Below are 15,452 nucleotides of genomic sequence, written 5' to 3' on the forward strand. Positions count from 1 at the left end.
TCCTTCGTGACCTACCCGGGACGGATGCTCATCCCTGGCCGCCCGTCCGTGGTCGTACGGCGGCCTCGCGGAGGTTCCGCTCGCGGCCCGATCCGTCGGCCGCTCAGGCTCCGTAGCGTCGTGGTCATGACGAACCGCACCGCCAACCAGCCCGCCGCCGATCTTCCCCTGACCACCACGCCCCGCGGCACGGCCGAGCGCCGCATGCTCGGCGCCCTCACGGTCGCCGCCGGTGCCGCGCTCCTGCTGTCCGCGTGCGGCAGCATCGGCGAGGCCGTCGCCGAGAACCGCGCCGGCCACACCACGACCTACGAGTTCGCGACCGGGAAGGCCGGCAAGGCCGATGCCGTGCTCCCGGACTGGGTCCCCGACTCCGCCACCGACGTGCGCGAGGTGGTCCGCACGACGGGCGACGAGCGCATCCTCACGATGACGGCCGACCCCGGCGCTCTCCCCGCGAGCTGCACCCCCGTCTCGGCCGACCACCCCCTGGAGCCGCGTCCCGAGCACGGCGAGCTCGACGCGATCGACTACCGCACCGCGGCGACGCTCGAGGCGTCCTGGTGGGAAGAGGGCACCGAGCAGTCCGCGACCGTGATGTGCGGGAAGTGGTGGGTCGGCTCGCACGACGGCGCACTGTTCGGGTTCACGCCCGAGCTGAAGGTCGTCGAGGTCGAGGACCAGCCCGACCCCGCCTGAGTCAGTCCTCGGCGCCCATCCGCAGCACCTCGAACGCGACGGCGTGCGCGACGCCCATGCGCTCGCCCGTCGGGGCGCTCATCGACCCGAGGAACGTCGCGGGGTCGAAGTCCTCCCAGCCGAGGCCGTCGAGGTACGCGGCGTGCGCGCGCAGGGACGCCACCCCCGCTTCGAACGTGGAGCTGACGTCCACGCCGTGCGCGGCGTCGGGCGAGGCCGCGACCCAGACCTGACGCACCCCGCCCCACGGCTCGATCCCGTCCGACTCGACCTGCTCGCGGAAGACCCACCGGTTCCCCGCGTCGCGCACGGCGTCGACGACGGCCCGCCCCGTCGCGACGTGGTCCGCCTGGTTGAGCATCCCGCCCGGGAACGTCTCGCGGTAGTTCCCGGTGATCACGACGTCGGGCCGGTGGCGCCGGACCGCGCCCGCGATCGCGCGTCGCAGCGGCAGCCCGTACTCGAGCACGCCGTCGGGCAGCCCGAGGAACTCCACCTCGTCGACGCCCACGATCCTGGCGGACTCGATCTCCTCCGCCTCGCGCACGCGGCGCGCCTCGTCCGGGTCCATGCCGTCGATGCCGGCCTCGCCGCTCGTGACCATGCAGTACACGACCCGCTTGCCCTGACCCGTCCACCGCGCGACCGCCGCGGCGGCGCCGAACTCCATGTCGTCGGGGTGGGCCACGACGGCGAGCGCCGTGGTCCAGTCCTCTCGCAGCGGGGTGAGCGGGGTGAGCGGGGGCAGGGTGTCCGTCCGGGTCATGACGCCACGCTATGCCGGGTCCCGGCGCCGAGCGCGACGACGGCGCGGGACCGCGCCGCGTCAGTGCTCGACGGGCGCGTCCTCGGTCGCGTCGTGGGGCGCGTCATCGAGCGCGCCGTCGCCCGCCGCGCCGGGCAGGACGACGTCGGCGGGCGCCTCCTCGACGGGGGCGTCCTCGACCGACGTCACGGCCGGGTCGACGAACAGCCGGGCGCGCTCGGCGTCGACCACCGCGCGCGCGAGCGAGGCCTCGGACACGTCGACCGCGCCCGCGACCTCCTCGGCGAGCGCGCTGCGGCGCGCGTACGCGTCGAACAGCCGGGCCTTGGTGCCGAGCAGGCGCACGAGGTGCTCGTCGACGCTGTCGACCGTGAGCAGGCGGTGCACCTGGACGGTCTCGACCTGCCCCATGCGGTGGGCGCGCGCGACGGCCTGCGCCTCGGTCGTCGGCTTGGTCTGGGGCTCGCACAGGATCACCACGGACGCCGCCTGGAGGTTGAGACCCACTCCCCCGACGTCGATCTGGCTGACGAGCACGCGGGGCTCCTCGGCCGCGGTGAAGTCGTCGACGATCGTCTGACGCGTGCGGGCGGGCACGGAGCCGGTGAGGGGCGGGAGCGCGAGGTCGCCGAGCGCGCGAGCGACCGCGCCCACGACGTCCCGGAAGTACGAGAACACCACGACCTTGCGCCCGTTCTCGGCCGCCTCGCGCGCGATCTCCCCGAGCCGGCGCAGCTTCGCCGAGTCCTCGGGGTGCTCGACGGCGAACGCCGCCCGCCGCATCGCCATGAACGACCCCGCTGCGACCGCCTCGCGGTACGCGGCGCCGTCGACCGCACCGAGCCGCTCCCACTCGTCGACCTGCACGAGCTCGGGCAGCTCCTCGAGCACGTCCTCGGCGTTGCGTCGCAGGTAGGCGGGCGCGACGGCGTGCCGGAACGCGTCGGGACCGGCGGCGCCGTGCGCGGCGTCGAGGCGTGCCGCGAGCTCGGGCTGGAGGTAGCCCAGGAGGGTGCGGAACTCCTCGACCCGGTTCTCCATGGGCGTGCCGGTGAGCAGGAGCACGTGCTCGGTCGCCTGGGCGAGGGTCGCGACGGCCACCGACCGCTTCGCGAGCGGGTTCTTCACGTAGTGCGCCTCGTCCACGACGAGCACGGCCGGCGCCGCCGCCGCGAACGCCTCGGTCCCCGCGCGCCGCAGGCCCGCGAAGGTCACGACGGCGACACCCCCCGCCGCGCGCCACGCCGCGGCCGCCTCCTCCCGGTCCTCGCCGTGGACGGCGTGCACCGGGAGGTCCGCGTGCGCGCGCAGCTCGCGCACCCAGTTCTCCAGCACGCTCGCCGGGCACACGACGAGCGCGTGGGTCGCGCCGCGGGCGACCAGGTGCGCGACGACGGCGACGGCCTGCACCGTCTTGCCCAGGCCCATCTCGTCGCCCAGGACGACGCGCCGCTGAGCGAGCGCGAAGCGGGCCCCGAACGCCTGGTACCCGCGCAGCGAGACCGTCAGCAGCGACTCGTCGAGCGCCTGCGTCTGCACGCGGTCCACGAGCTCGGCGGGCAGGTGCCCGGCCGCGGCGGCGACGTCGCGGCCCGTGGGGGCGACGCCGTCGAGCAGCGCGTAGTACGCCGCGGACCGGCGGCGGAAGTCCTCCCAGACGTCGTACGGGCGCGCGGGCTGGGTCAGCAGCCCGACGACGCGCCGCGCCTCCTCGGTGAGCCCCGTCGCCCGCGCCCGCTCGGCGAGGCCCGCGAGCGTCGCGACGGCCGCGAACGCCCGACGCCGCCGCTCGCCCCACGCGAGGAGGCGGCGCGGCCCGCTCGCGGCGACCAGCGCGTCGGCGCGCACGCGCTCGTGCTCGGCGAGCGCGGCCCGCACCTGGTCGCCGTACCGCGCGACGGCGGTGGCGGCCTGGTCGAGCGTGTGCAGCGCCTGGACGAGCGCGGTCGCGACCGGGTCCGTCGGCGTGAGGTCGATCCGGAAGCGCAGGCTCTCGCGCACGGCGCGTGCCACCTGCTCGGCGGCGGCGAGCAGGTGCGTCGCCGTCTGCGGGCCGATCTCGGGGAGCCTCTCCAGCCCGTCGCGCCCGAGCCGCGCGACCTCGCCGACCGTCCGCACGCCTGCGTCCGCGAGCGCCCCGAGCCGCAGCCGCTCGCGCGTGACGTCGCGCAGCGACGCGACGTCGACGGTGTCGAGTCGCGCCAGGACCTTCTCCTCGCGGCTGTCGCCGAACGCGGCGCGCACCTGCTCGCGGGCCGTCGCCGGCGCGGCGGAGAGCGCCGCGAGCTGCGCGGCGAGGGCGTCCGCGTCCGCGACGACCGCCCGCGCGGTGGCGACGTCGGGCAGCGCGCCGCTCGCGGCGATCACGACTCGCGGCGCACGACGTGCTCCGCGAGCTTCCGCGCCACGGTCTCGACGTCGTCGATCTGGCCGGCTGCGACACCGACGACGAGCGCGTACGCGGTGTCCTGCGGCATGACGAGCCGTTCTCCGTTGAGCGCGTAGAAGAGTCTCACCGCGACCCAGCCCAGTCGCTTGTTCCCGTCGATCAGCGCGTGGTTCTTCGTGACGGAGAGAAGCAGGGCGGCTGCCTTCTCGTCGAGGGCGGGGTAGGCCTCGACGCCGTACATCGACGCGGCCGGACGCGCCAGTGCGGACGACAGGAGCCCGTAGTCGCGGACGGCAGGCGGGTGCCCGAGGAACGCGGTGGCGGCGGCGACGAGGTCGTCCTCGTCGAGGTACACGACCACGGCTACTGCGCGAGCCGGTCGAGCAGCTCCTGGTCCTCCGCCACGATGTCGGCGAGCAGCCGGTCACGCATCTCGCGCCGCTTCGCGTCGTACTCCACGACGGCGCGCGCGACGGCGGTGTTCGCGGAGACGCCCTCGCGGCGGGCGATACGCTCCAGCGCCGCCTGCGCGTCGTCGTCGAGCCGCAGGGTCATAGCCACGTGAGCTCCTCTCGTCTGGTACCACCACGGTATCAGTGCGCGGGCGGCGCCGTGCAGGGATCAGGCAGGAGCGTTCGCGCGCTCGGCGAGCCAGCGCTCCATCCGGGACTGCGCCGCGTCGAGGAACGCCGTCTTGTCGCGCGTGTAGTCGTCGTAGTCGTCGGCGTCCGCGTGGCGCGCGGCGAGGCTGCGCTTCGTCGCCTCGTACGCCGCGGCCTCGGCGGGGACGGCGCGCAGCCAGTCGCGGAACGCGACGACGTACGCCGCGAACGGCGAGTCGAGGCGTCGGACGTGCAGGATCACGGGCGGCTCGCCCTCGTCGCCGGGGCGGGTGAGCAGGCGCTTGGCGTAGAGCTCGGGCGCGGGGTCGGCGCCCGGGCGCGGGATGTCCCGGTACACGCCGGGCGAGTCGGGACGCGCCCCGCGCTCGATCGAGAACCCGAGCGGCCCGAGCGCCGCCTCCAGCGCCGCCTCGGAGGGCAGCGTCGCGACGCGCACCTGGAGGTCGATGATCGGCTTCGCGGCCAGCCCGGGCACGGCCGTCGACCCGATGTGCTCGACGACCGGGGCCGTCCCGTCCCGGCTCGCGAGGTCGGCGAGCGCGTCGGCGACGCGCTCGGTCCACCGTCTCCCGGTGTCGGTCCAACGGGGGTCGTGGGTGTCGACGGTCGCTGCAGGCACCCGCGAACCCTACGACCCTGCCCCGCCTCAGGACCGCAGGCCCGCCGAGACGGGAGAAGCGGCCCCGGAGCGAGGTGCTCCCGGCGCCGCTTCTCCCCTCTCGGCGAGCGGGCGCTCGTCGGCAGGTCGGGTCAGTACGTCGTCAGGCCGTGGGCGCGGAACTGGTCGCGCACGCGCTCGGTGAGCTCGGCCGACGGCGCGGGCGTGTCGTCGAGCTCGTAGGTGCGCCCGAGCGCGTCCCACTTGTCGCGGCCCATCTGGTGGAAGGGCAGCACCTCGACGCGCGTCACCGTGCCGGGGCGGACCGCGTTGAGCGAGGCGGCGTAGTCGGCGACCTTCTCGACGTTGTCCGGGTCGTCGGTGAGGCCCGGGACGAGGACGAAGCGCACCCACACCTCGGGCGCGTGGCCGGTGAGCCCGCGCTCGGCGATCCGCCGCCCGAACCGCAGGGTCGGCTCGAGGTCGCGGCTGGTGACCTTCCTGTAGGTGTCCGGGTCGCCGGACTTCACGTCGAGCAGCACGAGGTCCGTGTCGTCGAGCATCGCGTCGGTCGCGTTCGCGCCGAGGAAGCCCGACGTGTCGAGCGCGGTGTGCACGCCCATCGCCTTCGCGCCGCGCAGGACGCGCGCCGCGAACGCGGGCTGCATGAGCACCTCGCCGCCGGAGAGCGTGAGCCCTCCGTGCGTCGCCCGGAACACGGGCAGGTAGCGCCGGACGCGCCCGAGCAGCTCGTCCGCCGTGACGGGCCTGCCGTCCTTCATGGCGAACGTGTCGGGGTTGTGGCAGTACAGGCACCGCAGCGGGCACCCGTTGAGGAAGACCGTGAGCCGGGTCCCCGGCCCGTCCACGGCGGTGACGAGCTCCCAGGAGTGGACCGAGCCGAGCTCGCCCGCGCGCATCGCCGCGAGCTTGTCGGCCCGGTCCACGTCCGCGACCGTCAACCCGTCCAGGCCCGCGCCCGCCCGGCGCGCGTGGCCCACGGGCGTGCCCGACGCCGCGGGCTCGGCCGCGGAGGTCGGGGCGCCCGGGACGTCGAGGCGCGTGGCGTCGTCGGGCAGGGTGCTCCCGGGGACGCCGCACCCGCGCTGCGGGCGGACGGCGGGGCCGGGAAGGGTGACGGTCATGGCTGGCTCCTCAGGGCTCGTCAGGGCTCGTCAGAGCGCGCCGTGGAAGGTGCGCGAGAGCACGTCCAGCTGCTGCTCGCGCGTGAGGCGGACGAAGTTCACCGCGTACCCGGACACGCGGATCGTCAGCTGCGGGTAGTTCTCCGGGTGGTCCATGGCGTCCAGGAGCGTCTCGCGGTTCAGCACGTTGACGTTCATGTGGTATCCCTCGGACCCGATGTAGGCGTCCAGGAGGCCGGCGAGGTTGGTGACCTGCTCCTCCTTGGTGCGCCCGAGCCCGCTCGGCACGACCGTGTTGGTCAGCGAGATGCCGTCCTGCGCCTCGTCGTACGGCAGCTTGGCCACCGACAGCGCCGAGGCGAGCATGCCGTGCGTGTCGCGCCCGTTCATCGGGTTGGCGCCCGGGGCGAAGGGCTCGCCGGCGCGACGGCCGTCGGGCGTGTTGCCCGTCGCCTTGCCGTACACGACGTTCGACGTGATCGTCAGGACCGACTGCGTGGGCACCGCGTCACGGTACGTCGGGTGCGTGCGCACCTTCGCCATGAACCGCTCGACGAGGTCGACGGCGATCGCGTCGGCCCGGTCGTCGTCGTTGCCGAACGTGGGGTACTCGCCCTCGGTCACGTAGTCGACGACGAGGCCGCGCTCGTCGCGGACGACGGAGACCTTCGCGTGCTTGATCGCCGACAGCGAGTCCGCCGCGACGGACAGGCCCGCGATGCCGCACGCCATGGTCCGCAGCACGTCCTTGTCGTGCAGCGCCATCTCGATGCGCTCGTACGCGTACTTGTCGTGCGACCAGTGGATGCAGTTGAGCGCCTCGACGTACGTCTCGGCCAGCCAGTCCATCGTCGCGTCGAACTTCGCCATGACGTCGTCGAAGTCGAGCACGTCGCCCTCGACGGGCGCCGCCACGGGCGAGACCTGCTTGCCCGAGATCTCGTCGCGCCCGCCGTTGATCGCGTAGAGCAGCGTCTTGGCGAGGTTCACGCGCGCACCGAAGAACTGCATCTGCTTGCCGACCCGCATCGGGGACACGCAGCACGCGATCGCCGCGTCGTCGCCCCAGTGCTGGCGGATGAGCTCGTCCGACTCGTACTGCACGGCCGAGGTGTCGATCGAGACCTGGGCGCAGTAGTCCTTGAAGCCCTGCGGCAGCTCCGGGCTCCAGAAGACCGTCATGTTCGGCTCGGGGGCCGGGCCGAGGTTGTAGAGCGTCTGGAGGAACCGGAACGAGTTCTTCGTGACGAGCGGGCGCCCGTCCTCGCCCATGCCGCCGATCGTCTCGGTGACCCAGGTCGGGTCGCCGGAGAACAGGGCGTCGTACTCGGGCGTGCGCAGGAACCGCACGATGCGCAGCTTGATGACGAAGTCGTCGATGATCTCCTGCGCCTCGGACTCCGTGATGCGGCCGGCCTCGAGGTCGCGGTCGATGAACACGTCGAGGAACGTCGACGTGCGCCCGAGCGACATCGCGGCGCCGTTCTGCTCCTTCACCGCGGCGAGGTAGGCGAAGTAGAGCCACTGCACGGCCTCGCGGGCCGACGTCGCGGGCCCGGAGATGTCGTAGCCGTACGAGGCCGCCATCTCCTTGAGCTCGCCCAGCGCGCGGATCTGCTCCGCGTGCTCCTCGCGCTCGCGCACGACCTTCTCGCTGAAGGGCTGCGTGTCGAGCCCGAGCTTGTCGAGCTTCTTCGCGGCGATCAGGGCGTCGACGCCGTAGAGCGCGACGCGGCGGTAGTCGCCGATGATCCGGCCGCGGCCGTAGGCGTCGGGCAGGCCCGTGATGATGTGCGAGCTGCGGGCCGCGCGCACGTTCGGCGGGTAGACGTCGAACACGCCCTGGTTGTGCGTCTTGCGGTACTCGGTGAAGACCTTGCGCAGGGTCTCGTCGACCTCGTAGCCGTAGGTCTCCAGCGCGCCCTCGACCATGCGCCAGCCGCCGTTCGGCATGATCGCGCGCTTGAGCGGGGCGTCGGTCTGGAGACCCACGATCACCTCGTGCGCCTTGTCGATGTAGCCCGGCGCGTGCGCCGTGATCCCGGCGGGCGTGTGGGTGTCCACGTCGTAGATCCCCATCTCCCGCTCCTCCGGGAACATGGCGGACAGCGTGCTCCAGATGCCCGTCGTGCGCTCCGTGGGGCCGGCGAGGAACGACGCGTCGCCCGTGTACGGGCGGTAGTTGCGCTGGATGAAGTCGCGCACGTCGACCGTGTCGCGCCACGGGCCGTCGGTGAAGCCCTCCCACGCGGGGACGTGCGCGGTGTCGTGCTGCGGGTCGACGGTGCCCGCCTCCGCCGCGCGGCCGCCGCTCGTCGTGCCGGGTGCCTCGGAAACGCTGGTCATCTGGACCTCCCTCGTGCCTGACGCGCGGGTCCGCGCGCCGGCCGGACCCGCCGGCCTCGCGAGGACCCGGGTGGGGTCCTCGGCCGAGGTTCCGACGGGCTCCTTCGCCACCTCCAGGCTAGGTTCCCGCGGCCCGCGGCGGAGGCGTTCGGGACCGCCCGGGGACCTAGGTCCCGAGGCGGGCGCGACCCCGCGGGAACCGCGGGATCCTGCGGATCCTGGGCCCTCCCACACCACCACCGGACACGTCTTGTGATGACCTTCACAAGCCCTCCGACCCGCTCGCCGGGGACCGTGCACCGGCGTCGTGACGCACGACACGGGCGCCCGTCACACGCTCGCCGGACGTGCCGCGCGCATCCGTGTGAGACTGCCCGGGTGAAACGCACCGTAGGGGTCGAGGAAGAGTTCCTGCTCGTCGGCGACGACGGGCAGCCCGTCGCCCGCGCGGCCGAGGCCCTCGAGGCCTCCGGCAGCGACGACAAGGGCGGGGGCACCGGCTCGCTGGAGTCGGAGTTCATGGAGGAACAGCTCGAGACGGCGACGCACCCGCGCCGCGAGATCGACGAGCTCGCGACCGAGATCCGCGACGGCCGGCGCCGTGCCCAGGAGGCCGCGGACCGCGTCGGGGCCCGGGTCGCCGCGCTCTCGACGTCTCCCCTGCCGTTCGAGGGCACGACCGTGTCGCGCCTGCGCTACCTCGAGGCGCGCGCCGCGTTCGGCCTCACCGCGCGGGAGCAGCTGACGAGCGGCTGCCACGTGCACGTCGCCGTCGCGGACGACACCGAGGGCGTCGCGGTGCTCGACCGAATCGGGCCGTGGCTCGCGACGCTCCTCGCGCTGAGCACGAACTCGCCCTTCTGGCAGGGCCAGGACAGCGGGTACGCGAGCTTCCGGTCGCAGGTCTGGTCGCGCTGGCCCACCTCGGGCCCGACGCGCGCGTTCGGCTCGCCCGAGGCGTACCGCGCGGCGGTCGACGGCCTCGTGGCGACCGGCACGATCCTCGACGAGAACATGGTCTACTTCGACGCCCGCCTGTCGTCGCGGTACCCCACGGTCGAGATCCGCGTCGCGGACGTGTGCCTCGACCCGGACACCGCGACGCTGCTCGCGGCGCTCGCCCGCGGCCTCGTCGAGACGGCGGCCCGCGAGTCCGCCGACGGCGCGCCCGCGCCCGAGCTGCGGCCCGAGATCCTGCGCACCGCCTCCTGGCGCGCCGGCCGCTCGGGCCTCGAGGAGGACCTCGTCTCGCCCCTCACGTGGCGCCCGGCCCCCGCGCACGACGTCGTCGGCCAGCTCGTCGCGCACGTGCGCGACGCGCTCGTCGACGCCGGCGACCTGGACGCGGTGACCGAGCTGCTCGGCCGCCTGTGGTCCGGGGGCAACGGCGCCGCCCGGCAGCGCGCGTGGCACGCGGCGTCCGGCGGCGACCTGCGCGCCGTCGTCGAGCACGCGGTCGAGGTCACCCACTCCTGACCGACGCGACGGCCCGCGGCGCACCTGCGCCGCGGGCCGTCCGCATGTCCGGGGCCGCGCGCCCGGGGGCCGGGTGCGCGGCAGGGTTCGTCAGCCGCGCGCGAGCGCCGCGAGCGCGTCCAGCACGTCGCGCGCGACGTCCGCCCCGGTGAGGCGGTACGCCGACACGACCTGGTCGCGCGTGGCGTGGTCGAGGAACTGCGCCGGGAGGCCGATCGGGTGCACGGGCGTGCGCACGCCCGACTCCAGCGCCCGCTGGGCCAGCAGCGCACCGACGCCGCCGTCCACGACGCCGTCCTCCACCGTCACGACGAGGTCGTGCTCCCCGGCGAGCTTGACGAGCGCGCTCGGCAGCGGGAGCACCCACGTGGGCGACGCCACCGTGACGTCGACGCCGTGCGCGGTGAGCGACTCCCCGGCGTCGAGCGCGACGCGGGCCATCGAGCCCAGGCCGACGAGCAGGACGCGGCGCGGACCACCCGGCGCCGCCGCGGCGGGGGCGGCCTCGTCGCCCGCGCCCGCGGGCACCGCGAGCAGGTCCACGCCGTCGACGGACTCGACGGCGGGCAGCGCGTCCGAGAGCGTGCCCTTCGGGTAGCGCACGACGGTCGGGGCGTCGTCGACGTCCACGGCCTCGCGCAGCGCGCTCCGCAGCGTCTCCTCGTCGCGCGGCGCGGCCAGGCGCAGGCCCGGCACGATGCGCAGCATCGCCATGTCCCACATGCCGTTGTGGCTCGCGCCGTCGTCGCCCGTGATGCCCGCGCGATCGAGCACGAACGTGACGCCGGCCTTGTGCAGCGCGACGTCCATGAGCACCTGGTCGAACGCGCGGTTGAGGAACGTCGCGTACACCGCGACCACGGGGTGCAGCCCGGCGAACGCCATCCCGGCCGCCGACGTCGCGGCGTGCTGCTCCGCGATCCCGACGTCGAACGTGCGCTCGGGGAACGCCTGCGAGAACGGCTTGAGACCGACCGGCTCGAGCATCGCCGCGGTGATCGCGACGACGTCGGGGCGTCGCCGCCCGATCTGGACGATCTCGTCGGCGAAGACGCTCGTCCAGCCGAAGCGCGAGGGTGCGACCGGGAGCCCGGTCTCCGGGTGGATCTTGCCCACGGCGTGGAAGCGGTCGGCGACGTCCTGCTCGGCGGGCGTGTAGCCGCGGCCCTTCTCGGTGAGCGCGTGCACGATCACGGGCGCGCCGTACGCCTTCGCACGCCGCAGCGCGTGCTCCATGGCCTCGACGTCGTGGCCGTCGACGGGCCCGACGTACTTGATGCCGAGGTCCTCGAACATGCCCTGGGGGGCGACGACGTCCTTGAGGCCCTTCTTCAGGCCGTGCAGCCACTCGTACGCGAACCGGCCGGGCGCCCCGGACCGGTGGAGCGTGCGCTTGCCCCACTGCAGGAAGCTCTCGTAGCCGTGCGTCGTGCGCAGCGTCGACAGGTGGTGCGCGAGGCCGCCGATCGTGGGCGAGTACGACCGCCCGTTGTCGTTGACGACGACCACGAGCCGTCGGTCCTGGCTCTCCGCGATGTTGTTGAGCGCCTCCCAGGCCATGCCGCCGGTGAGCGCGCCGTCGCCGATGACCGCGACGACGTGCCGGTCGGTGAGACCTCGGACGACGTTCGCCTTCGCGATGCCGTCGCCCCACGAGAGCGCGGTGGACGCGTGCGAGTTCTCGACGACGTCGTGCTCGGACTCGGCGCGCGACGGGTACCCGGACAGCCCGCCCTGCTTGCGCAGCGCCGAGAAGTCCTGGCGCCCCGTGAGGAGCTTGTGCACGTAGGACTGGTGGCCCGTGTCGAACACGAAGGTGTCCGTGGGCGACGAGAACACGCGGTGCATCGCGATCGTCAGCTCCACGACCCCGAGGTTCGGGCCGAGGTGGCCGCCCGTGCGGGAGACGGAGTCGACGAGGAACGCCCGGATCTCCGCGGCGAGCTCGCGCGCCTGCGCCGGGGTCAGCCGTTGCACGTCCTCGGGCGAGGTGATCGTGCCAAGCAGGCTCATGCAGATGCTCCGTTCCGTTCCCGTGCGACCAGCCCGACAACTCTAGGCCGTCCGGGCCGATGACCTGCGCCGCGGTGCGCCGGGCGACGGGACCTTCACGTCATTGACGCACACTCGCGCCGCGGACGCACGGACGTGGACCTCGTGGAACTTTCCTTCCGTACTGCGGACAACGGCGGGGTGCGACCTCGTAGGATGGGAGGCATGCGCTTCCTGCCCGGACAGTCCCCCGCGACCGACCTCACCTACGGCGACGTCTTCCTCGTCCCGTCGCGCTCCGAGGTCGCGTCGCGCTTCGACGTCGACCTCTCCTCCGCCGACGGGACGGGCACGACGATCCCCGTCGTCGTCGCCAACATGACGGCCGTCGCGGGGCGCCGCATGGCGGAGACCGTGTCGCGGCGCGGCGGCATCGCGATCATCCCGCAGGACGTGCCGACCGACGTCGTGGCGGACGTCGTCGCGGACGTGAAGTCCAAGGACCCCGTCATCGAGACGCCCGTCGTCGTCGGCCCGCACGACACCGTCCACACCGCCCTCACGCTCATCGGCAAGCGCGCGCACGGCGCTGCGGTCGTCGTGGACGGCGGGCGCCCGGTGGGCGTGGTCACCGAGGCCGACTGCGCCGACGTCGACCGCTTCACCCAGGTCCACCAGGTGATGACCGACCACCCGCTCGTCCTCGACGCCTCCGTGCTCGACGGCGGTCGTGCCGGGCTCGAGACGGCCTACGAGCAGCTCCACACCGCGCGCCTCAAGGTCGCGCCCGTCACGCGCGACGGCGCGCTCGTCGGCGTCCTCACGCGCAAGGGCGCGCTGCGCTCGTCGGTCTACGCGCCCGCGCTCGACGACGTCGGCCGCCTGCGGGTCGGCGCCGCCGTCGGGATCAACGGCGACGTCGCGGCGAAGGCGAAGGAGCTCCTCGCGGCGGGCGTGGACGTGCTCGTCGTGGACACGGCGCACGGGCACCAGGCGAAGATGCTCCAGGCGCTCGACGCCGTGCGCTCGGTCGGGCCGGACGTCCCGGTGGTGGCGGGCAACGTCGTCACGGCCGACGGCGTGCGCGACCTCGTCGCGGCCGGCGCGGACATCGTCAAGGTCGGCGTGGGGCCGGGCGCCATGTGCACCACGCGCATGATGACGGCCGTCGGCCGCCCGCAGTTCTCCGCGGTGCTGGAGTGCGCCGCCGCGGCGCGCGAGCTCGGCAAGCACGTCTGGGCCGACGGCGGCGTGCGCCACCCGCGCGACGTCGCCCTCGCGCTCGCCGCGGGCGCCTCGCAGGTGATGATCGGCTCGTGGTTCGCGGGCACCTACGAGTCCCCGGGCGACCTGCACGACGACGGCACGGGCCGCCTCTACAAGGAGAGCTTCGGCATGGCGTCGGCGCGCGCCGTCGCCGCGCGCACCGCGGGCGGCTCGCCGTTCGACCGCGCGCGCAAGGCGCTGTACGAGGAGGGCATCAGCTCGAGCCGCATGTTCCTCGACCCCCAGCGGCCGGGCGTCGAGGACCTGCTCGACCAGATCACGTCCGGGCTGCGCAGCTCCGCGACCTACGCCGGGGCGTCGAGCCTCGCCGAGCTCGCGGACCGCGCCGTCGTGGGCGTGCAGTCCGCCGCGGGCTACGAGGAGGGCCGCCCGCTCCCGGTGAGCTGGTGACGGCGCAGCCCGGGGCTGCGCGCGCGCAGCTCGCGACGCTCGCGCGCGAAGGCGGCGCGTGGCCCGAGCCGTGGCGCCACGCCGTCGGCACGCTGCGCCCGGACGCGCGCGACGCCGCCGTGCTGCTGCTCTTCGGCGTCCTCGACGGCGTGCCCGCCGAGCACCCGGCCGCGGCCGTCCCGGCCGACCTCGACGTGCTCCTCCTCGCGCGCGCGACGACGCTCGGCCACCACCCCGGCCAGGTCGCGTTCCCGGGCGGCCGGCTCGAGCCCGACGACGACGGCCCCGTCGGCGGCGCGCTGCGCGAGGCCGAGGAGGAGACGGGCCTCGACCCGGGCGGCGTCGAGGTGCTCGGCACGCTCGGCCGGCTGCCCGTGCCGGTGAGCAACCACGTCGTCACGCCCGTGCTCGGGTGGTGGGCCCGGCCCACCCCCGTCCGCGCCGTCGACGCCGCCGAGTCGGCCCACGTGTTCCGGGTCCCCGTGGCCGACCTCCTCGACCCCGGCCGACGCCGCACCGTGACGGTCCGCCGCGACCGCCGGGTGCACAAGAGCCCCGGCTTCCTCGTGGAGGCCGACGGGCGCGAGCACCTCGTCTGGGGCTTCACGGGGGGGATCCTCGACGCGCTGTTCGACCGGCTCGGCTGGACCGAGCCGTGGGACCGGACGCGCACGCTCGACGCCCCGCTCTGACGACCCGCCCGGTCGTGGGGGTGCGCAGCGCGCGCCTCAGCCCGGCGTGAGCGCTCCGGTGACCAGGTCGACGAGCGCGCGGGCCGTCGTCGGCCCGCCGTGGTCCGGGTTGAACTCCACCAGGGTGACCGCGACGAGATCCCGGTCCGAGACGACCTCCCGCACGACGCGCTCCAGCTCGGCGGGCACGAGCCCGCGTCCGAAGACGGGCACGTCCGCGGCGGGCAGCGCGAAGAAGTCGAGGACGTCGACGTCCACGTGGAGGACGAACGGCCCGGCACCCACCCCGTCCACGGCGCGACGTGCCGCCGCCTCCGGGCCCGCGGACACCTCGGCGGCGGTGAGCCGGGTGGCGACGACGCGGCCGCCCTCGTCCTCCTCGTCGTCGGAGAAGCCGAGGAACGCGAGCCGCCGCGCGTCCAGGAGCGGCCGCCGCGCCCCGACGGCGGCCAGCTCCGGGCTCGCGCCCGGGAGGTCGAGGAGGTGCGCGACGCCCGTCGCGTCGGCGATCGGCTCCTCGGGGTGCGACGCGACCGTGAAGAGGTCCTGACCGCCGTCGACGTAGACGAGCCCGACCTCGTCATGCAGGTCCACCGCCGCGGCGACGACACCGAGCGTCACGGTGCACTCGCCGCCGAGCACGAGCGGCACACGACCCGCTCGGAGCTCGCGCCCCACCGCCTCGCGGACGCGACCGACGCCCCCGGCGACGCGCTCGACGTCGTTCAGGCGCCCGGGCTCGTGGTGCGCGCGCCAGCGGGCCGTCTCGACGTCGCCCTGGTCGACGACCGCGAGCCCGCGCCCCCGCAGCGCGTCCAGGAGACCGGCCGCCCGCAGCGCCGACGGTGCCTTCTCGAGACCGGGCCCGTGGGCCGCCGCGCTCGACGGGACGCCCAGGACCGACCACGACCGCTGTGTCATACGGCCGACGCTACGCCGCGCCCCCGACACCGGCCCCGCGCACGACCTGCCCGGAAACGGCGACGGCGCGCCCACCCCGGCCGGGGTCTGTCTCTTCTCCCCATCTGACGCTGCCGACGATGCCAACT

The 15,452-nt window shown here is 74.6% G+C and carries 13 protein-coding genes; 4 read left to right on the top strand and 9 right to left on the bottom strand.

Annotated features, from left to right (window positions below; all coding sequences use genetic code 11):
- The first annotated feature begins 126 nt into the window (after positions 1 to 126).
- On the top strand, positions 127 to 699 hold the full coding sequence (locus AC3WT4_RS05295; RefSeq protein WP_492314906.1) for a hypothetical protein: 573 nt from the start codon (positions 127 to 129) through the stop codon (positions 697 to 699).
- 1 nt (position 700) lies between these two features.
- Here the strand turns inward: AC3WT4_RS05295 and AC3WT4_RS05300 are convergent, their stop codons facing one another.
- The 7 genes from AC3WT4_RS05300 to pflB all read right to left on the bottom strand — a co-directional run bounded on the left by AC3WT4_RS05300 (position 701) and on the right by pflB (position 8,566).
- The gene (locus AC3WT4_RS05300; RefSeq protein WP_492314907.1) at positions 701 to 1,465 is read right to left on the bottom strand and encodes a PIG-L deacetylase family protein; all 765 of its coding nucleotides are present in this window, start codon (positions 1,463 to 1,465) and stop codon (positions 701 to 703) included.
- A 60-nt stretch (positions 1,466 to 1,525) separates the two neighbouring features.
- On the bottom strand, positions 1,526 to 3,832 hold the full coding sequence (locus AC3WT4_RS05305; RefSeq protein ID WP_492314908.1) for a DEAD/DEAH box helicase: 2,307 nt from the start codon (positions 3,830 to 3,832) through the stop codon (positions 1,526 to 1,528).
- Positions 3,829 to 4,215, bottom strand: a complete 387-nt coding sequence (locus AC3WT4_RS05310) for a type II toxin-antitoxin system death-on-curing family toxin (protein WP_074806098.1) — start codon at positions 4,213 to 4,215, stop codon at positions 3,829 to 3,831. Before AC3WT4_RS05310 ends, AC3WT4_RS05305 begins: the two co-directional genes overlap by 4 nt.
- Before the next feature lie 2 nt (positions 4,216 to 4,217).
- A complete protein-coding gene (locus AC3WT4_RS05315) occupies positions 4,218 to 4,415 on the bottom strand; it encodes a CopG family transcriptional regulator (protein ID WP_108047630.1) in 198 nt (65 codons plus the stop codon).
- A gap of 60 nt (positions 4,416 to 4,475) precedes the next feature.
- On the bottom strand, positions 4,476 to 5,096 hold the full coding sequence (locus AC3WT4_RS05320; protein WP_074806094.1) for a GrpB family protein: 621 nt from the start codon (positions 5,094 to 5,096) through the stop codon (positions 4,476 to 4,478).
- Between the two features lie 131 nt (positions 5,097 to 5,227).
- A complete protein-coding gene (pflA, locus tag AC3WT4_RS05325) occupies positions 5,228 to 6,220 on the bottom strand; it encodes a pyruvate formate-lyase-activating protein (RefSeq protein WP_492314909.1) in 993 nt (330 codons plus the stop codon).
- Positions 6,221 to 6,250: 30 nt separating this feature from the next.
- Positions 6,251 to 8,566: a formate C-acetyltransferase gene (gene pflB / locus AC3WT4_RS05330; protein ID WP_074806089.1), complete on the bottom strand. Its 2,316-nt coding sequence runs from the start codon at positions 8,564 to 8,566 to the stop codon at positions 6,251 to 6,253.
- A 378-nt stretch (positions 8,567 to 8,944) separates the two neighbouring features.
- Here pflB and AC3WT4_RS05335 point away from each other — a divergent pair, with 378 nt between their 5' ends.
- A complete protein-coding gene (locus tag AC3WT4_RS05335; RefSeq protein WP_074806086.1) occupies positions 8,945 to 10,042 on the top strand; it encodes a carboxylate-amine ligase in 1,098 nt (365 codons plus the stop codon).
- 90 nt (positions 10,043 to 10,132) lie between these two features.
- Here the strand turns inward: AC3WT4_RS05335 and dxs are convergent, their stop codons facing one another.
- Positions 10,133 to 12,055: a 1-deoxy-D-xylulose-5-phosphate synthase gene (gene dxs / locus AC3WT4_RS05340; RefSeq protein WP_492314910.1), complete on the bottom strand. Its 1,923-nt coding sequence runs from the start codon at positions 12,053 to 12,055 to the stop codon at positions 10,133 to 10,135.
- Between the two features lie 204 nt (positions 12,056 to 12,259).
- Between dxs and AC3WT4_RS05345 the strand changes: the two genes are divergently transcribed.
- A complete protein-coding gene (locus AC3WT4_RS05345) occupies positions 12,260 to 13,711 on the top strand; it encodes a GuaB1 family IMP dehydrogenase-related protein (RefSeq protein ID WP_492314911.1) in 1,452 nt (483 codons plus the stop codon).
- Complete coding sequence (locus AC3WT4_RS05350) at positions 13,708 to 14,403, top strand: NUDIX hydrolase (protein WP_492314912.1); 696 nt, start codon at positions 13,708 to 13,710, stop codon at positions 14,401 to 14,403. The genes AC3WT4_RS05345 and AC3WT4_RS05350 overlap by 4 nt, the downstream gene beginning before the upstream one ends.
- Positions 14,404 to 14,439: 36 nt before the next feature.
- Here AC3WT4_RS05350 and AC3WT4_RS05355 read toward each other — a convergent pair whose 3' ends face one another.
- Entirely contained in the window at positions 14,440 to 15,324 is an 885-nt protein-coding gene (locus AC3WT4_RS05355; RefSeq protein WP_492314913.1) for an arginase family protein, read from the bottom strand.
- Positions 15,325 to 15,452 lie beyond the last annotated feature (128 nt).

The sequence above is a fragment of the Cellulosimicrobium sp. EB106-03-01-XG111 genome, assembly GCF_058792115.1.